Origin of the sequence: Megasphaera hutchinsoni, assembly GCF_001553405.1 — a bacterium.
GTDB lineage: Bacteria > Bacillota > Negativicutes > Veillonellales > Megasphaeraceae > Megasphaera > Megasphaera hutchinsoni.
The window spans coordinates 6,477-26,451 of sequence record NZ_KQ960941.1 but is presented as its reverse complement, the minus strand read 5'-3'; the positions used below and the strand labels follow the sequence as shown (position 1 = coordinate 26,451).

19 protein-coding genes are annotated in these 19,975 nt (G+C 38.6%); 2 read left to right on the top strand and 17 right to left on the bottom strand.

Annotated elements, in window-relative coordinates:
• Positions 1-143: 143 nt before the first annotated feature.
• The 15 genes from HMPREF3182_RS03270 to nifJ all read right to left on the bottom strand — a co-directional run bounded on the left by HMPREF3182_RS03270 (position 144) and on the right by nifJ (position 14,707).
• On the bottom strand, positions 144-2,045 hold the full coding sequence (locus HMPREF3182_RS03270; protein ID WP_062485439.1) for a heavy metal translocating P-type ATPase: 1,902 nt from the start codon (positions 2,043-2,045) through the stop codon (positions 144-146).
• A gap of 84 nt (positions 2,046-2,129) precedes the next feature.
• Positions 2,130-2,348, bottom strand: coding sequence for a cation transporter (locus HMPREF3182_RS03265; protein WP_007392295.1), 219 nt, complete (start codon positions 2,346-2,348; stop codon positions 2,130-2,132).
• 162 nt (positions 2,349-2,510) lie between these two features.
• Positions 2,511-2,708: a cold shock domain-containing protein gene (locus HMPREF3182_RS03260; RefSeq protein WP_007392293.1), complete on the bottom strand. Its 198-nt coding sequence runs from the start codon at positions 2,706-2,708 to the stop codon at positions 2,511-2,513.
• Between the two features lie 129 nt (positions 2,709-2,837).
• On the bottom strand, positions 2,838-3,341 hold the full coding sequence (locus HMPREF3182_RS03255) for a dihydrofolate reductase (RefSeq protein WP_062485437.1): 504 nt from the start codon (positions 3,339-3,341) through the stop codon (positions 2,838-2,840).
• Positions 3,341-4,132, bottom strand: a complete 792-nt coding sequence (locus HMPREF3182_RS03250) for a thymidylate synthase (RefSeq protein WP_062485434.1) — start codon at positions 4,130-4,132, stop codon at positions 3,341-3,343. The genes HMPREF3182_RS03255 and HMPREF3182_RS03250 overlap by 1 nt, the downstream gene beginning before the upstream one ends.
• Positions 4,133-4,137: 5 nt before the next feature.
• Positions 4,138-5,934 (bottom strand): DNA helicase RecQ, encoded by a 1,797-nt coding sequence (recQ, locus tag HMPREF3182_RS03245; protein WP_062485432.1) that lies wholly within the window; start codon positions 5,932-5,934, stop codon positions 4,138-4,140.
• 274 nt (positions 5,935-6,208) lie between these two features.
• The gene (locus HMPREF3182_RS03240; RefSeq protein ID WP_007392300.1) at positions 6,209-7,402 is read right to left on the bottom strand and encodes an aminotransferase-like domain-containing protein; all 1,194 of its coding nucleotides are present in this window, start codon (positions 7,400-7,402) and stop codon (positions 6,209-6,211) included.
• A 260-nt stretch (positions 7,403-7,662) separates the two neighbouring features.
• Positions 7,663-8,061 carry a hypothetical protein gene (locus tag HMPREF3182_RS03235; RefSeq protein ID WP_062485430.1) on the bottom strand — a complete coding sequence of 133 codons (399 nt, stop codon included), beginning with the start codon at positions 8,059-8,061 and terminating at the stop codon, positions 7,663-7,665.
• 57 nt (positions 8,062-8,118) lie between these two features.
• Entirely contained in the window at positions 8,119-8,409 is a 291-nt protein-coding gene (gene rpmA / locus HMPREF3182_RS03230) for a 50S ribosomal protein L27 (protein ID WP_062485428.1), read from the bottom strand.
• Positions 8,402-8,737, bottom strand: a complete 336-nt coding sequence (locus tag HMPREF3182_RS03225) for a ribosomal-processing cysteine protease Prp (protein WP_007392297.1) — start codon at positions 8,735-8,737, stop codon at positions 8,402-8,404. Before HMPREF3182_RS03225 ends, rpmA begins: the two co-directional genes overlap by 8 nt.
• Positions 8,737-9,048: a 50S ribosomal protein L21 gene (gene rplU / locus HMPREF3182_RS03220; protein ID WP_007392296.1), complete on the bottom strand. Its 312-nt coding sequence runs from the start codon at positions 9,046-9,048 to the stop codon at positions 8,737-8,739. The genes HMPREF3182_RS03225 and rplU overlap by 1 nt, the downstream gene beginning before the upstream one ends.
• Positions 9,049-9,204: 156 nt before the next feature.
• A complete protein-coding gene (locus HMPREF3182_RS03215) occupies positions 9,205-9,885 on the bottom strand; it encodes a hypothetical protein (protein ID WP_062485426.1) in 681 nt (226 codons plus the stop codon).
• Between the two features lie 37 nt (positions 9,886-9,922).
• Entirely contained in the window at positions 9,923-10,399 is a 477-nt protein-coding gene (locus HMPREF3182_RS03210; protein WP_007392292.1) for a thioesterase family protein, read from the bottom strand.
• Between the two features lie 238 nt (positions 10,400-10,637).
• The gene (locus HMPREF3182_RS03205) at positions 10,638-11,081 is read right to left on the bottom strand and encodes a hypothetical protein (protein ID WP_007392286.1); all 444 of its coding nucleotides are present in this window, start codon (positions 11,079-11,081) and stop codon (positions 10,638-10,640) included.
• 110 nt (positions 11,082-11,191) lie between these two features.
• Complete coding sequence (gene nifJ / locus HMPREF3182_RS03200) at positions 11,192-14,707, bottom strand: pyruvate:ferredoxin (flavodoxin) oxidoreductase (protein ID WP_062485424.1); 3,516 nt, start codon at positions 14,705-14,707, stop codon at positions 11,192-11,194.
• A gap of 458 nt (positions 14,708-15,165) precedes the next feature.
• Between nifJ and HMPREF3182_RS03195 the strand changes: the two genes are divergently transcribed.
• Positions 15,166-16,077 (top strand): LysR substrate-binding domain-containing protein, encoded by a 912-nt coding sequence (locus HMPREF3182_RS03195; protein ID WP_007392299.1) that lies wholly within the window; start codon positions 15,166-15,168, stop codon positions 16,075-16,077.
• A 112-nt stretch (positions 16,078-16,189) separates the two neighbouring features.
• Here the strand turns inward: HMPREF3182_RS03195 and HMPREF3182_RS03190 are convergent, their stop codons facing one another.
• Positions 16,190-17,698: a phosphohexomutase domain-containing protein gene (locus HMPREF3182_RS03190; protein WP_062485422.1), complete on the bottom strand. Its 1,509-nt coding sequence runs from the start codon at positions 17,696-17,698 to the stop codon at positions 16,190-16,192.
• A gap of 76 nt (positions 17,699-17,774) precedes the next feature.
• On the opposite strand from HMPREF3182_RS03190, the gene HMPREF3182_RS03185 reads away from it, so the two are divergent.
• Positions 17,775-18,599: a Cof-type HAD-IIB family hydrolase gene (locus HMPREF3182_RS03185; RefSeq protein ID WP_062485420.1), complete on the top strand. Its 825-nt coding sequence runs from the start codon at positions 17,775-17,777 to the stop codon at positions 18,597-18,599.
• A gap of 161 nt (positions 18,600-18,760) precedes the next feature.
• Here HMPREF3182_RS03185 and HMPREF3182_RS03180 read toward each other — a convergent pair.
• A partial coding sequence (locus HMPREF3182_RS03180; RefSeq protein WP_062485418.1) for a YadA C-terminal domain-containing protein occupies positions 18,761-19,975 on the bottom strand: 1,215 nt, incomplete at its 5' end.

Here is a 19,975-nt window from a genome sequence, read left to right as displayed (position 1 = left end):
ACATTAAACTAATTCATTTTTATCATAACTGATAACAATTGTCAACTCATTGTATCTTGTTTATAACGTATTATTTTTCTTCTTTATTAACTATAAATAAAAAAAAAGCTGCACAACTTACGTGCAGCTTTTGTTATCAGCTATTAATCTATATCCGTATACAATAAATCATTAATAAACAAAGTTCGTGTCGCATTTAAAATAGCAATAATCATGACGCCTACATCCGCAAAAATAGCTAACCACATATTGGCTACCCCTAATGCACCTAGTAGTAAGCAAAGTAATTTGATACCAATAGCAAAATAAATATTTTGATAAACAATACGTAGACACTTCTTAGCAATTCCGATTGCCGAAGCGACTTTTCGCGGATCATCATCCATTAATACCACATCGGCCGCTTCAATCGCCGCATCCGATCCCATGGCACCCATTGCAATTCCTATATCAGCTCGCGATAAAACAGGTGCATCATTAATACCATCACCAATAAAAGCTAATTTACCTTTACCTTGAAGAGGTTGCAACAATTCTTCCACTTTCTGTACTTTATCAGCTGGCAACAGATCACTGTATACTGCATCCATCCCCAACTGTGTAGCCGTTTTTTCAGCAACAGGACGAATATCACCGGTTAACATAACCGTCTTCTTTACGCCTCTTTGTTTCAATGCATCAATTGCCATTTTAGATTCTACTTTTATCGTATCCGAAATCACAATATGACCAGCATATTCACCATTAATAGCCACATGAATAATCGTGCCAATAGCATGACATAAAATCGCCTTTACCCCAATAGCATTCATCATTTTTTCATTACCTATAGCTACGGGTATACCATCTACAATGGCTGTTACACCGTTACCACTAATTTCTTCAATTTGTGTAACCCGTTTCATATCAATTACTTTTCCGTATGCCTTTTTCAAGCTAAGACTAATCGGATGAGAAGAAGCACATTCAGCCAATGCCGCAAATTCCAGTATCTTATTATCTTCTAATGTCGAATGATGAACCCCTTGAACTTCAAAAGTTCCTGCCGTTAACGTCCCTGTTTTATCAAATACGGTAATTTCTGTTTTTGCCAATGTTTCTAAGTAATTAGATCCTTTGATCAATATCCCGGCCTTACTAGCACCCCCGATACCGGCAAAAAAACTCAACGGAATACTAATAACCAACGCACAAGGACAGCTAATAACTAAAAAGGTCAGTGCACGATAAATCCATTCTGTCCACATAGGTTCTATGCTTAAAAACAAGACCCGAATAAGCGGTGGCAAAATAGCTAATGCTAACGCACTATAACAAACAGCAGGAGTATACACACGAGCAAATTTAGAAATAAATGCTTCTGACTTCGACTTGCGGGAGCTTGCATTTTCTACTAATTCTAAAATCTTCGATGCCGTTGATTCTTCAAATTCTTTAGTCGTTTTTATTTTTAATGGGCCCGTTAAATTAATACACCCACTCATTACTTCAACATCTTTACTAGCTTCGCGTGGTACACTTTCCCCCGTAAGAGCACTCGTGTTTAACATGGACTTTCCTTCTACGACCACACCATCTAAAGGCACTTTTTCCCCTGGGAAAACAATAATATATGAACCGATAGCAACTTCATCAGGATCAACCTTACAAATTTCCCCATCTTTTTCAATATTAGCGTAATCAGGAAGAATATCTATTAAATCACTAATATTTTTCCGGCTTTTCCCCACTGCATATCCCTGAAATAAATCACCCACTTGATAAAATAACATAACCGCTACGGCTTCAGTATAATCACCAACTCTATATACAGCCAAAATAAATGCCCCAATAGTAGCTACAGCTAATAAAAAGTTTTCATCAAAAACTTGTCGGTTACGAATTCCTCGCAAGGCCTTACAGACAATATCGCCCCCGATAATAATATAAGGAATAATGTACGCAAATAACCGTGCTATCCCCGTGATAGGTACAATATGAAGTCCTATCAAGCAAATAGCCGTAACAATAATCCGTACAACCATCTTTTTTTGTTTACTATTCATATTTTTCTCCTTTATATCGCCTAATATGAATGTTTGTTCATATATTAAATTAAAGAAAAATGCGGTTATACCGCGTTTTCCTTATTACAACAAAATTTCACCATCTGAAGTGGCTTTCTTACAGTTAATAACAGCATCTTGCATAACGTCTTGCGGATTTGATCCATCTTCAAATTCAACTTTCAGTTTTAAGGTCATGAAATTTAAAACCGCATCTTTAACTCCTTTAGTGTTCTTTACAGCATCTTCCATCTTATTTGCACAGTTTGCACAATCAACATCAACTTTATACGTTTTTTTCATTTTGATAACCCCTCTCATTTTATATGTTGATATGAACATATGATTACTTGTTCATCTGTTATTTATAATATACCAAATCCCTTATACCGTGTCAAGAGGTAAAAACAAAAAGCCGGATCTCATAGTGAGATTCGGCTTTTTCTTATTAACGTCCGACTGAACTTAAGCTTTTACTACATTAGCAGCTTGTGGTCCACGTGCTCCTTCAACAACTTCAAATTCAACTTCTTGCCCTTCAGCTAAAGATTTGAAACCGTCTTCTTGGATAGCTGAAAAATGTACAAATACATCACCGCCACCGTCTTTTTCAATAAAACCATAACCTTTTTCTGCGCTAAACCATTTTACTTTACCGTGCATGTTACATCCTCCTAAAAAAACATTTCCAGCTATCTTGTAGCTCTTGTTTAGTGTACCATACCCACTGTATAATGTCAAACAATAATATATATAAAATATACCACCATTGACTTTCAGTCATGTCTAAAGTTAGGGTTTTTCCCTATTTTTTTTTTCATAACGGACAAAATCAAACGCATATTTATGATTTTGATCAACCCCAAAATGTTCCCGTTGTACTTCATGCCACATCCTTTTATCAATAGAAGGGAAAAAAGTATCTGCTGCAAAGACAGCCTCTATTTCCGTTAACAATAATACATCAGCTTTCGATAAAAAAGCCTTGTATAAGCTACTTCCACCAATAATAAAATAATCTTCCTCCGCCCGTAACAACGGCATCAACTCACTTATGGAATGACAAATACTAACCGCCGGATTGTCGACTTTATATGTATGTTGCCCCGTTAAGATGATGTGTTTTCTCCGGGGCAGCACACGAGGCAAACTTTCCCATGTTTTTCGCCCCATAATAATCGTATGTCCCGAAGTACATTGTTTAAATCGTTTCAAATCCGCCGGCAAATGGCAAAGTAACTGATTATCCTTGCCAATACCACCATTTTTATCTACGGCTGCAATAATTTGTATCATTATACGGCGACCTCCATAGGTAATTTTCCTAGATGCTGATAATGTACTAGATTTATATCATCTGGCGTAAATTGATAAAAATCATGTATATCCGGATTAACGGATATCGTTGGAGCAGCAAAAGCACTGTTCCTTCGTTGGAGTTGTTTTTGCAGTGCCTCTACATGATTTTCATAAATATGAGCATTATTAATGACATGGGTAAAAATGCCCGGCTGAAACCCCGTTACTTGTGCAATCAAATAGATCAGTACGGCATACTGAGTCATATTAAATGGCACGCCAAGACCCATATCTCCGCTTCTTTGAATTAACATACAATTCAACCTACCATCATTAACATCCCATAACGTTTCGTACGCACAAGGTTGCAATGCCATATCAGATAAATCATCAATATTCCATAATGTAACGATCATACGCCGACTTTGCGGATCTTTCCGTAACGTATCTAACAGCCGATCCACTTGTTTATATTTACGAATTTGATATCCATAGGCCTTACCAATCGTTCCATCGGGACGCATCCACTCATCCCATACATGACAATTCATGCGTTGCAAATCTCGCACATCATTACTTTGTAGTTGCCAAATCCATAATAATTCCTTGACGGCTGTTTTAAATGCGACAAACTTCGTTGTTAAAATCGGAAATTCCTGAGCTAAATCGAATTGCATTATCTGATGCGGCAATTTATAAGTACAAATACCCGTACGATTATTGTCATAATATCCATGTTGTAAAATATTATCTACCATCGTTAAATATTGATCATCGGCTAAACTCAATATACTTACCTCCCATCCATGTCATTCATTATAACCTCTAAAAATGCTTTGCCATATTTATGCAATTTAAATGTGCCTACCCCTTTAATCGTTTCCATTTCTTCAAAGGTACGCGGTTTCTTACGTGCCATTTCCCATAAGGTCGCATCTGAAAAAATAACAAAAGGAGGAATATGGGCTCGTTTAGACCATTCATACCGCACGTTACGTAATTTTTCAAAAAGATATTCTTGTGCTTGCGTTTTTACAGGTATTGCCTCATTAGCGATAGAACATGATCCCCTACTCCGCCTTTGTAAAAATGACTGCCGGCTATTCATCGCTTCTCGTCCTGCGCGGCTCAATGATAAGGTCGGATATCGACCTACCGATTTGATAATATAGCCATCCTCACAAGCTTGTTGAATCAACGCTTGTAAATCCGCCACGTCCATATCGGCTAACAATGCAAATGTCGCATTCCGTTCAAATCGGTATTGCCGCACTTTAGCACTAGCCTTTCCTCGTAAAATATCGCATACCATCGTACTACCAAAACGTCCATTTAATTCATCAATACAAAGAAGCATATTTCTGACTTCTTTCGTATAATCTTCTTGTATCCATTCTTGCTGACAATTACTACACTTTTCACATCGTTGCCACGTTGGATGTTCACCAAAATAAGTCAATAAAGCATATCGCAAACACCCTGTCTGCTGTGCATATACTTCCATTGCCCGTAACTGACATAGGTCTTTTTCTATTTGTGCCGGACTACTTTCTCGTTGCTCCAACATATATTGATGCAACATAATATCTTGCCGATTAAATAGTAATATGCATTCAGCATACTCCCCATCACGACCAGCTCTACCTGCTTCCTGATAATACGATTCTATATTTTTCGGCATTTGATAGTGAATAACAAAGCGAACATTACTTTTATCAATACCCATTCCAAATGCATTTGTCGCAACGATTATACGCACCTGATCATATGAAAAAGCATCTTGAGCCTGCCTCCGTTCTAACGGATCCACGCCGGCATGATATCTGCCAACACTATACTTATGACGCTGAAGAAGACTATATAACCGCTCCACTTCTTTACGAGTTGCCGCATAAATAATTCCACTTTCCGTAGCATGTTTCTGTAAATACCCCAATATAAATCGATCTCTGTCCGCAGCCTGAACCACGCGAAAATATAAATTAGGCCTATCAAAACTGCTCGTAAAAACCTTAGGATTATTCATCCCAAGTAATTCCAACATATCCTTTTTTACCGGTTCTGTTGCCGTTGCCGTAAAAGCTCCTATTACCGGTCGTTTTGGTAATTTTGCGACCCACTGCTTGATTTGTGCATAGCCGGGACGAAAATCATGTCCCCATTGGGAAACACAATGCGCCTCATCTACGATAACCATGCATACGGGCATTTTCTGCATAAGGGATGTAAAAAAATCAACTTGTAATCGTTCGGGCGAAACATATAAAAGGCGAACACGACCTTCATAGATTTCTTTTATCCGGCAACGGTACTCTTCTATATCACAATCACTGGTAATATAAGTAGCTGGAATTTGTTGGGCTGTGAGTGCATCCACTTGATCTTTCATAAGCGAAATCAAAGGAGATATAACAAGCGTAATACCTCGACTCATTACCGCAGGTATTTGAAAACATAAGGATTTTCCCGCTCCTGTCGGCATAATTGCTAAACAATCTCGTCCTCCTAATAACGTTTTAATAATCTCTTCTTGACCGGGACGAAATGAGTCATAGCCAAAATATTGTTTTAATATTTTTTTTAGTTCCATATTAAATCGCTCTCTTACCCCTATAATGTACATACTAGTAATTATTTTATCATAAACAAAAGAATCCGCAATATTAGACCTCAATAAAACCAATGCTACTTCCTATATAAGGTCTCCTTATAAAAAGCAAAGCCCTTTTGTCTTTTTCCCTGTAATAAAAGAGAGGAACCCATTCTAGGTCCTCTCTTTTTATTTGCTACTATAAATACACACGTCTAACCGCTGCTCATAAAAAAAACAAGGTCAATACTTTAACATTGACCTTGTTTTATACTTATTTAAGTTTCGCCACTTCTTCTTTTAATACTTCGGCTAACCGTTTTACGCCTTCTACAATGCGATCATCAGGCATATTAGAATAATTTAAACGGAAGTGATTTCTATGTCCACCATTAGGATAGAATGGGCCACCCGGTACATAAGCTACTTTCTTTTCTAATACTTTAGGCATCATTTCAGTAGCATCCATTCCTTCCGGTAACGTAACCCAAGTAAACAAACCGCCTTCAGGATAGGTAAAGGAAACTTCTTTCGGGAAGTATTCTTTCATCGTATTATACATAAGTGTACGACGTTTTCCATATACTTCAACCAAGTTTTTAACATGTGCATCAATATCATACATCGTCATATAATAATAAGCTTGACGCTGTGCGAAAGTCGACGACTGTAAATCAACGGCTTGTTTTAATTTAATTACTTTATCAAGAATAACAGGATCTGCTACCATCCATGCTACACGCAAGCCCGGCAAAAAGATTTTAGAGAAAGATCCCAAGAAAATAACTTGTCCTTTTGTATCTAAAGACTTCAAGGACGGTACTTTTTCACCATCATACCGTAATTCACCATACGGATCATCTTCAAGAATCGGGAAATCATACTGTTCAACTAATTTCAAAAAGGCTTTTCTACGTTCTAATGGCCACGTAATGCCCGTAGGATTTTGGAATTCAGGAATAACATACATAAGACGTACATTTTTACCATGTTCCTGTAAAATCTTATCTAACTCTTCCGGAATAATTCCTTTTTCATCCGTCGGAACGGCAATAAATTTAGGTCCTTGCAAAGAAAATGCATTAAGCGCACCTAAATAAGTTGGACTTTCTACTAACACAACATCATCTGCATCTAAGAACACTTGGGACAATAACGATAACCCTTGTTGTGAGCCAGATGTAATAATAATTTCTTCCGCGGTACAGTCCACGCCAAAAGAAGACTTCATGTGTTCTGCAATTTTTTCACGTAACGGTAAGTATCCTTCCGTTGTGCTATATTGCACTGCTGCACGACCATCTTTTTCTAAAACTGCCACATCAACCTTTTTCAATTCTTCAATAGGGAAAAATTCGGGTGCCGGTAACCCCCCTGCAAAAGATATAATTTCTGGCTGTGTTGTCAATTTCAAAATTTCACGAATCTCCGATGCTTTTAATCCACTAGCAAGCTTTGAAAACTTCATACCGTTCACTCCTTCTTAAATGACATATTCAGTATGTATTATACTTTAATTATATCATTGTTATGATATTTATACAACTTTAAAACTTATCAACTTATAATCTATAAGTTTTTGTTGTATTGGTATTCATTATACTTTTATTTACTTTTTTTTGCAACACTTAGTGTGGTTTTTATATAAATTTACATAAGAAAAAAATGACGGCAATCAAAAAACATAAAACAGTACTTTCAAAGCACGTTCTCGCAAAATCACTTTTACTACTTACTTAACTTTTCCCATGTATGAGGAAAGCCATTTTCAAGTAACCATTCCTGTTGTTTCTTTTCAATGGCTTCTTTCAATTCTTTGACACACAAATTTTCCATTTGCACAGCACTTTTGGTTGATGTTAAATACTTTGTTTCTTCAAATAAATACGCATCTAATTCGTCTTGTTCAACCACAGATGATAATAAAAAGATAATATCTTCCGACTCCTGTTGTTGTGCTAATATGTCCTGCCAATACTTGTATTCCGCTTCAGTCATACAAAAAGAGCCATACTCATCCGTATCCAATTGTTCTTGTGCACAAACCAAAATTTTAGCATAGTCTTTTTCTTGCTTGCGATCGTAGACATGTAGTTCCCGCTCTTGTCCATTAACATAAACGTACATATGACACCTCCCAAAATAAAAAAAATCCCACAGAATACTCTGCAGGATTTTATTATATTACGCTTCCGCTTCTACGGGATATACACTAATTTGACGATTATAACGGCCAGCTCGTTCAAAAGCTACACGACCTGAAACTTTAGCAAATAATGTATCATCTTTTCCAATGCCAACATTGGTTCCCGGATGAAAATGCGTTCCCCGTTGGCGAACAAGAATATTACCTGCTTTTACGACAACACCATCATGGCGCTTTACGCCTAATCGTTTAGATTCACTATCACGACCATTTCGCGTAGACCCTGTCCCTTTTTTATGTGCGAAAAGTTGTAAATCAAATTTAAACATTACGTCCACCTCCTGACGTCTTAATATGCATCTCAACATATTGGTTATACTGTGCTACGAGTTCTTGTAATCCCAAATACATCGTATCAATAATAATTTGTGTATATTCACTACTCTGTCCTAGCGTTACAGATAAATTTCCCTCCTGTACTGCATACTGCACATCTTTCCCTGCATACTTCAACAACCCCAATAAGGCAGTTTGACTCAACATAGATACGGCAGCACACACAATATCCTGTCCCGAAGCAGCATAATCAGCATGCCCTTGGACAGAAAAGGATGTAAATTGACCTGCTTTATTCTTACCTAAAATAACACAAATCATTAGCCTTCAATCTTTTCAATAACAACCTTTGTAAAAGGTTGACGATGTCCTTGGCGACGACGATAATTCGATTTTGCTTTATATTTAAACACGAGAATTTTCTTTTCTTTCCCTTGCTTTAATACTTTAGCAGTAACCTTTGCCCCCGCTACAACAGGAGTTCCGAACGTAACATCTCCATCTTTCACAACTGCCAACACTTGATCGAATACAACTTCAGAATCAACTTCACCGGCGATTTTTTCAACAAAAATACTATCGCCTTCTTGTACACGATACTGTTTTCCACCTGTCTTAATAATAGCGTACATAGTGACACCTCCTCTTAATATACTCGCTGAATACGGCGCCTTACGGACTTACTTGCCTCTTCATGCGGCTTATCCTAGCCACCTATGCTACGACTATTCTAGTTTATCAAAATTTATATAGAATAGCAAGAAAAAAATGGTGTTTCTCCATAAAAATTACATTCCGTGACAAACTAATTCCGCTGCCGTTTCCTGCAAAGACTGTAACCCATATACGCGATAAGCTTCTTCCCATGGCAAATACGCCTGTTCCAACTGCGGCATATCTTCCTGCGAAAAGATATACCTTAACGCATGTTCTAACGTATCTTCTTTACCGTTTATTTCTACTTTAACAGCTGGCGGCGTATCTAATTCAGACCATCGCTCAAGAGACTCTTTAATATCCTGACATTTGCTTTTCCAGACATTAACTCCTTCTCCTACCAATTGTCCATCTAAACTCATAAATTCAAATTGTCGCCGCTGTACATCTAATAAAGCAAATATCTCTGAATTAGCCGGAAAATAAGCCCCTGCTGCTCGACGATATACATATAATACACTAATAAAAATAGACGTAATTCCCGATGATGGCAAGAGTGGTTGCTGCAATAAGGCTAAGACCCTATCCATATTCAGTTGATCCTCAGCCGTTAATTCTTCCCGTTTGACAAAATGCCCACCCAGACGAAAATTATTATCTTCATACTGTACAACTAGTTTATCTGACCGCCGTCCTAAGCGATAAAGTATGATGCTTTGCCCATCTTTTTCTACCTGTGCCCGTACACCCGCTTGCATTAATCGATGCACCGTTGGCAACACATCTTCTCGCGACACTGTAATACAATCCATATTTTCCTTACTCCTTTATGCTCCCCACGCGTAACTATTACATAGTATCCTTAACCCCAACAGCAACCATACGTGCCTTTGCCCGTAATTCTCCCTCCACTTCCATCTGCATCAACACAATTACCTTTCGTGCTCCTATTTCTTCTGCTTGCGAAGTAATAGTAATTTCCTTTTTCATTGGCAGCGGTTTTTTAAAGTCAACTTCTAAACGAGCCGTAATAAAGCGCCCAATAATAGTATCCCCTGTCAACGTAAGTCCTTTATGATGATGTGCAAAATACGCCGCTGATGCCGTACCATGACAATCAAACAAAACAGCCATCATACCGCCAAATAAATTTTCCGGCACACCACCAGTATAACATTCCCCCGGGGTCAGGCGACAAATGCACCGAGATCCATCTTCCGTTGGATAAGATTTGAGATGAAGTCCCGCTTCATTTTTTGCCCCACAGCCCCAACAATGCTGAAAACGCTCACCATACGTATCTTGTATCGCTATCTTTTGCTCCATATATATCACCTTTTTCTCTAAATAACTATCGGCTCTCATTTACACGCTTTATAGTAAAAGCGAATAATTAATGTATCCATTATCAAATAAATTATACCATTCTCTGCATTTATTTTCACCCTCTAACGGGCCACCGTTCGATATCCATATTATTCCCTACCCATCCATTTAGCCAAAATACAATCTCACTTCATATAACCACGAGAGCGATATTTCTTTTCTCTAAGCCGCTCTCCCTTCACGGCGCTGATACAGATGTCTTCATTTTCGCTTTAAATTCTTCTATTTCATTTTTCTTTATTTTATGAAATAAAATAACCGCATTACTCGTGCGATTGCTATATATCAAGACATCATTTTCATCTCTGTACGTATAGCTGACTAAATTAAGTTTATGATCGACAACCAAGCGACCTTGTACTATACTCCCCGTAACCGTAGGTAATATATCATTTTTCCACACAAACTGTCCGGCCGCATTTTTTTGCCAATATGCATCTTCAACGGAAATAAGATATCCCTTTTCCTGTTTTTGAATTTTTGTAATGTAAATAACATGAGGTTTAGCAGCATAATATCCCACCCACGTACCGGCATATGAATCTCCCTGACCACACCCGGCCAAGAGCATACTTACACACGTGACTATTCCCATGAGCATGAATGATATTCTTTTTTTCATCCCTATTCCTCCTCCCTATTTTTCTATCATAACAATACACGCTCACCATGTCCACAACCAAAAAAACGACTACACGATTATCGTGTAGTCGTTTTTGATAAGCTATATAATTATGCTTCAAATCCCTGTTGGAAACGAACATATGTATCGCGTCTAGCTTTTGCATCTGCTTCTGTCTTAGCATACAAGCCTGCCGCTTCTTCCGGGAAGGATTTTTGTAATGAAGCATACCGTACTTCCCCTTGTAGGAAGTCTTGGAATTTACTATAATCAGGTGTCTTAGAATCAAGATGGAACGGATTCTTGCCTTGTGCTTTAAGGTCAGGATTATACCGATAGAGATCCCAATAACCGCATTCAACAGCCAATTTTTCTTCCAACTGACTCTGACCCATACCTTTGCGAATACCATGGTTGATACATGGAGCATAGCAAATCAATAAGGATGGACCATGATAAGCTTCTGCTTCTGTAAAGGCTTTCATAAGCTGATTCTTATCTGCACCCATAGCAACCTGTGCTACATACACATAACCATAAGAAATAGCCATCATACCCAAGTCTTTTTTCTTCGTACGTTTACCGGATGCAGCAAACTGTGCAATCGCTGCCGTTGGTGTAGCTTTAGAGGATTGTCCACCTGTATTAGAATATACTTCTGTATCAAGAACAAGAATGTTTACATCATAATCAGAAGCTAATACATGGTCAACACCGCCGTAACCAATATCGTAAGACCAACCGTCACCACCGATAATCCATTGCGAACGTTTTACAAAGAATTTCTTCTTGCCGAGGAATTCTTCTAAAACAGGCTTACCAGCAGCTTCTTTTTCTAACAATGCCGTTAATTTATCAGCACGTTCACGTGTGCCTTCACCTTCATCCACATTAGCAGCCCAATCGCTCAATGCTTCTTGTAATTCAGGAGAAGCCACTGCCTTTGCTTCATCTACGCGAGCCACTAAGTCATGACGAACTTTATAAACACCCATGAACATACCGAAACCATATTCAGCAGCATCTTCAAACAAGCTATTTGCCCAAGAAGGACCATGTCCATGTTCGTTCATTGTATACGGTGATACAGGAGCTGATGCACCCCAAATAGAGGAACAACCTGTTGCATTAGCAATCATCATGCGATCACCAAACAATTGTGTTAACAATTTAGCGTACGGAGTTTCACCACAACCTGCACAAGCACCGGAGAATTCAAGTAACGGCGTTTCAAATTGAGAGCCGATAACAGTAGTCTTCTTCTGCGGATTTTCTTTTGGTGTAACCGTTTCCGTTGCATAATACCAAAGATCCATCTTAGCTCGTTCCGAATCTGTATTCGGTACCATCGTCAATGCATTTACCGGACATACATCTACGCAAGATCCGCATTCCAAGCAGTCAGCCTGATCGACAACAATGGCAACATCATATTGTTTACCCGAGCGAGCTTTTGGAGCTACCTTATAACCAGCAGGTGCTGCTGCCGTTTCTTCTTTAGTCGTCAAAGAAGGACGAATGGTAGCATGCGGACATACGAATGAACATTGCATACAACCAATACACTTTTCAGCATCCCACGAAGGAACATGCAATGCAGGAGCTGCTTTTTCATATTTGGATGTACCTGAAGGCATCGTACCATCTTCACGTCCTAAGAACGCAGATACAGGCAAATCGTCTCCCACTTGACCAAGCATTGGAGCTGCAACATTTTTGAAGTAATCTGTCGTAGGACGAGATTCAATCACTTCATCTACTGCATCTGCCCATGCTGCAGGATAATGAACTTCCTTAAATTCACCAATACCGGCATCAACAGCTGCCCAGTTCATATCAACAATTTTTTGTCCTTTTTTACCGTAACTCTTTACGATAGAATCTTTCAAGTATTTAACAGCGTCTTCCAAAGGAATAACTTTTGCTAAAGCAAAGAATGCTGCCTGCATAACCATGTTAATACGTGTGCCTAAGCCTAATTTTTGACCAATAGCATCACCATTTAATGTATAGAATTTTACATGATTACGTGCAATATCACGTTTGATTTTTGCCGGCAATTCATGTTCTAATTCTTCTTCTGTCCACGTACAGTTCAACATAAATGTGCCGCCGTCTTTAATTCCTCTTAATAAATCAAAACGATTTACATAGGATTGTCTATGACAGGCAATATAATCAGCGTTCGCAATCAAATAAGGCATTTCAATTGGTTTCGTACCAAAACGCAAGTGAGACATCGTTACGCCGCCGGATTTCTTGGAGTCATATGCAAAATATGCTTGTGCATACAAATCAGTGTGGTCACCAATAATCTTAATAGCCGATTTATTAGCACCAACCGTACCATCGGAACCGAAGCCCCAGAACTTACAGGATGTAAGACCGGTCGTATCCAATGCCATACGAGGTGCACGAGGCAAGCTGAGATTCGTTACATCATCAACGATACCTAACGTAAAGCCGTTCAATGGATGTTCTTTCTTGAGTTCTTCAAATACGCTGAGCATATCTTCCGGTAATACGTCTTTAGAACCCATACCTGCACGACCACCAATAACTTGAATGTCTAATTTTTCTTCTGTTACAAAACCGACAATATCAAGATATAAAGGTTCGCCTAAAGAACCGGGTTCTTTTGTCCGATCGACAACAGCAATTTTCTTTACTGTTTTAGGCAAAACATTGAGCAAATATTTGCTGGAGAATGGACGATACAAATGAACATTGATTGCCCCTACTTTTTCTCCTTTACTTACTAAATATTCAACCGTCTTCTTTGCTACGTCTGACAAGGAGCCCATAGATACAATTACATATTCTGCATCAGGTGCACCTACATAATTAAACGGTTTATAAGTACGTCCCGTAATTTCAGAAATTTTATCCATGTAATCTGCTACGATATCCGGCATAGCATCATAATATTTATTGCTTGCTTCCGTGTGTTGGAAATAAATATCCGGGTTTTCTGCAGTACCACGAATTTCCGGATTATCCGGATTTAATCCACGTTCACGGAATTTTTTGATAGCATCCCAGTCAACTAATTTTTTCAAATTTTCAAAGTCCATTACTTCTACTTTTTGAATTTCATGAGATGTACGGAAACCATCAAAGAAATTAATAAAAGGCAACGAACCTTTAATTGCTGCCAAGTGAGCAATACCGCCGATATCCATTACTTCTTGTACGTTGGATTCGGCCAAAAGACAGCAGCCGGTAGCACGAGCAGACATAACGTCTTGGTGATCGCCAAAAATGCTTAATGCGTGATTAGCTAAAGCACGAGCTGCTACATGAAATACCCCGGGAAGAAGCTCGCCTGCTACTTTGTACATCGTTGGAATCATGAGCAAAAAGCCTTGTGATGCCGTATACGTAGACGTCAATGCCCCTGCTTGTAATGATCCGTGAAATGTTCCTGCGGCACCTGCTTCAGATTGCATTTCTACAACCTTTGCGGTGTGCCCAAAAATGTTTTTCATACCTACTGCAGACCAATCATCCACATGTTCAGCCATAGGTGATGACGGCGTGATCGGATAGATAGCTGCAACTTCAGTAAATGCATAGGAGACCCATGCAGCTGCTTCATTACCATCCATGGTTTTAAATTTACTCATAGATAAAACACGCTCCTTCAAAAAATAATAATATGATAATGAAGAGATAACCTCTTACCAGAATGAAGAGATAGCCTCTTGCAATGAAACCATTAAGCACATAAACTATATTCAGTCACACTGAATGAATCCCGAACAAATGCCCGCGACTCAAAAAACAATTTGCATTCTACCCCATATGCAAAAAAGTAAAGAATGAGCAATAATTGCTTCTAATATTCAAAAAAGGTATTGCTATTACAGCAAATGTGTAATACTATATACTATAAGATTACCATATTACAAACCTTTACTCTGACCCAATATAGTCAATCTACTTTTTAACTTTCTTCTTACAGTTTCATTATATTCTTTGAGAAGATGAAATTCAATAGATTTGGCTTGCTATTTTGAGAATTGATTTGTGCTATTTAGTAAACATATACCGTATGAGTATCTATTTATACAGGAGGTGTCCTATGGATTTTCATCATCTAAAATACTTTGTGGAAGTAGCTGATAAAAAGTCATTCAGTAAGGCGGCGCGCACGTTGCATATTTCACAATCCGCTATTAGTCGTACTATAAAAGCATTAGAAGAAGAACTGGGGGTAGTGCTTTTTATGCGGAATGCAAAGGCCGTAGAATTAACAGATGCGGGAACTATTTTTCTTTCACATGCAAAACGGGTTGTATTTATGTTCGAACATCTAAAGACTGATTTTGAGAATGAGTTTAAATTGGAACAAGGTACAGTATTAATTGGCCTGCCCCCCATCACGGGTGCTCCCATTTTTGCCAATTTACTAGGTGCCTTTAAACAAGAATATCCTCAAATTGAATTAGACTTATATGAACACGGTTCAAAAAAAGTCGAAGTCAGCGTCCAAGAAGGTCTTATCGATCTGGGCATTGTTTGTACCCAACCAAAGGAAAAAGAATTTGAATCTTTCTTTTTAACACAAGATCCCATGAATGTTATCATTCATAGAGATAATTCTTTAAGTAAAGAGAAACATATTTCCTTAAAACAATTAGCCTCTGAATCATTAGTATTATACCGCGATGACTTCAATTTACATGATGAAATTATTCAACAATGCAAAAAAATCGGCTTTCAACCTAAAATTGTCTTTGAAACAAGTCAACGTGACCTCATGATTCAAACAGTTGTAGCCAATTTAGGGGTAGCACTACTGCCTAGTCGCCTTTGTCCCACACGTGAAACCAATCCACGTACAACAGAATCAGTGGTCGTCAGACCCTTAACAGATCCGGAAATCATGCATGTTGTCTATGTTATCTGGAAACGTGGTCATTATCTTTCTCATGCAGCACAATTATGGTTAGACTTTGTACGTAATAAATCACGTGTTATTTCCAATCTCTAATCTATAAAAAGCGGTTCTTCTCTTTTACCAAAAGATAAGAACCGCCTTTTTTCAACATATTTTCGTAGTTACGAAATGACGTGCCAGTTTACGTACGCAACCACATATACGCCTATGCGTGACATAATATCTGCCGCTTCAAATAGGCAAAGCCATATAATAAAGAATATATTTGTTGAGCCATCGCTTGGCAACCGCCCACTTTTTTACTTTCCAAATTCAAAGGCATTTCTGCATCATGTAACGACATCCGCAATAAAGCCCAGCCCTCAGGAAAAATCAATCGCACGCCTTCATAAGAAGGCGTAGCGATAGAAATATGTTGTTCCCTTGCCCGTTGAGCAAGAACAGCTAATACCAAATTACCATACCCTACGGGATCATCCGTTTCTGTAATAGGCAATCTATATTCCCTGCTTTCTACCGGCTGTTGTAAGCGACTAATATAATGATATAACGTTCTTCCTTCTTGTTTTGCCCGTGCGGCCGCAATAACCAATTTAACAGCCAAATACGCACCATCATCTAAATAATAGTTTTCCTTTAACGCTCCATGTCCCGACGTTTCAATAGCTAAAGGGGATATAATACCTTCTTTATTTAGACGCTTGCACTCATTAATTACATTTTTATAGCCGCGCATATACCGATGATGAACTAAACCTAGCTCTTTTTCCAAAAAAACAGTCAATTCATCTGATGTTACGGAATCGGTTACAATGGTACTGCCTGGATATTCAGCGGATAAAATAGCAGCCATCATGGCAATCAACCCATTTCTATTGATTAACTTACCATCCGCAAGCACAGCACTCATGCGATCAACATCCGTATCGAAAATAAAGCCTATATCACAACCGGAACGTATGACCGCTTGTTGAATAGCCTGCATAGCCGTTTCATCCTCCGGATTGGGAACATGATGCGGAAAATATCCATCCGGTTCTAAATATTGACTTCCTTCTATATTAGCCCCTAACGGTGCTAACACGGCGGTCGCAAAAAAACCGCCTGCCCCATTACCGGCATCCACCACCATGTGCATGCCTTGCAAAGGCTGACGCTTTCCACCCAAAGCTGACGTAATGTTATCTCGCAAAAATTGAGCATATCGTTCCATCAAAGGCAATGATTGTACCTTGTCCGAACGTTCTGATGCGAATGAAAGAGATGCGGCCCTACGCAATATGTTTTTAATATCTTCCTTTTCTAATCCCCCTTCTCCGGTAAAAAACTTTAATCCATTGCGATTATACGGTAAATGACTCGCCGTAATCATAATCGCACCATCCATCGCAATATCCGGAAAAACCGTACTCATAAACATAGCCGGCGTTGATGCCATACCGCATGTAAACACAGAAACCCCCTGTTTTTGCAACCCAACTACGGCTGCTTGCATCAAGTCCTGTGCGGAAAGCCGCGAATCATGCCCAATAGCCAGATGAATATCTGTTACCGCTTTATGTAAACGCATGCCAATCCATTCAGCAAAGGCTGCACTTATCCGTTGTACTACATCAGACGTTAAATTAACGGCTTCTCCCTCTACACCTTCTAATGCAATCCCACGAATATCACTACCATTCTGCAACTTCAAAAATTCATGTATCGTATTCATTACGTATCCTCCTAAATTTCCTACTACGTACTTATAGTACGTGAAAACACAAGAAAATACAAGAAAGGAATATACTATGAAACCTTATAAACTAATTGCCTGTGATATGGATGAAACACTATTAAGTAGCGATGCATCCATTTGTCAACGTAATATCACCGCTATCAAAAAAGCCCTCCACGAGGGCATCTATTTTGTGCCTTGCACAGGACGTGGTTTTCACTCCATTGATCATATACTAAAAACGCTTCACTTATACGGGCAGAAAAATCAATATGTCATTTCCTTTAATGGCAGTTGTATTACAGAAAACAAAGATTTTTCCTCTTCTTATTGGCTTCCCTTAGCCTTCGATCTTGCTAATGAAATATACCGTTTCTGTACTAAATATTCATTATGTCAACATATTTACACGAAAAATAATGTATATATCCGAAACATTACCCCCGCTGAAAAAGCATTTTTACATAATCGGATGACCTATACCTTAACCGATGAAGTAGACTTACAATTTCTGCGTGGAAAAGAGGAAATTGCCAAACTAATCATTACTCATACGGATACGGCTGTACTCCACTCCATTGTAAACGAAATGGCTTCATTACTACACAATGTAACTACCACCTATTCTAGCAATCGCTATTTAGAATTCATGCCCGCCGGTGTAAACAAGGGTAATGGACTGGTAAAACTAGCCGAATTATTACATATTGCACCAGAACATACCATGGCCATAGGCGATAACATCAATGATATTGAAATGCTGCAAGCCGCCGGGCTTGCCGTTGGTGTCCACAATTTAAACCCGGCTATACGTACATATTGCGATGTAATAACCAACGCTACTAATAACGAAGGTGCCGTTGCAGAAGCAATTGAACGATTTATCCTTACCCCCTGAGTACGAGTAAAAAATGTGCTAACTAAAAGCGATTTACGAAAAGCCCCTGCAATACGACAAAAACAAACGTCATGGAACCCATTAAAGACGCAGAAACATAAAACTAAATAAAAAGCACGCTTTTTAAAAACGTGCTTTTTTATTATAGATAAAGATAGGAATTATCTATTTTTCAATGCTTCTATTTCTTGCCTCTGACGAGCTATTTCATCTTGCAATTTACCAACAATGTCATAGAACTCAGTCGCAGAAATCATTCCTTCCGCTGCACCCGACATTTCCTTATGCCCGGAGCGACCCACACGGATAGATGCCCCAACTGTATACGCATCATCACCACCGGATACCGTTCCTGCAAAACTCAAGAGCACATGCCGATTCGGTTGGAAGAAAGCTCCCATAGCGATGGCATTTTCACTTTTATAATGCCCCGTAGCCACAGAAATATTCCACTTGCTCGCTGCATCATATCCTAAGGGATGAAGACCGGACAAAGCAGTCACCTTTGCCAACCCTTTATTTGTATACCCTTCCATGCGTGCCAATTTATCGCCAAAAGTTTTTTCCACTTCCTTAATCCGCGCTTCCGGATTAGCCAATTTCGTCACCTTTTCATCTACAGTCTTAATCGTCTTTTCCAAATCCGTTTTTGTGTTATCAATTTTCTGATCCAATGCATCTGCCTTATTCGCTTTTTTCTTTACCTGATCATAATCAACTAACTTAGCTTCTAAATCACCAACCTTATTAGCAGCTGAATCTGCCTTACCGGAAATAGCCTTCACTTTTTCATCCGTTTCCGTTTTTGCCTGCCGTAACTGTCCTGCAATGCCTTCTTGAAACTCTTGATTCCCGTCTTTTATTTTGGTAATCTCTTCATTGTGACTTTTCACAGTAGTATCAATCTGTGTTACGTTTTTCTCTAAATCACCGACCTTATCAGCTTTCTGCTTTAAATCAATAATATCCGCTTTATTTTGAACTGCATTCGCTGCATTTGTTTTAACGGTATCATAATCTTGAAGCTTATTTTCTAAAGTATCCGTCTTTCCTTTATATGTAGTTAAATCGGTTTCCATATGTTGCACTTTTCCATCTACATCATTTACTTTATTAAGTGCTTCCTCTGCTTTCTGCTTTGCTTCCTTAGCATTCTGATCTACGCCTTGTCCCACATTACGGAAAACTTCTGCCTGTTTATTCAAATTAGTCTCAGCAGCCTCTACCTTCTTCTCAGCCGCTGCTACCTTCTGCTTTAAATCAGTAATATCCGTTTTATTTTGAACTGCATTCTCTGCATTTGTTTTAACGGTATCATAATCTTGAAGATCTTTTTCTAACTTATCCGTCTTTCCTTTATATGTAGTTAAATCGGT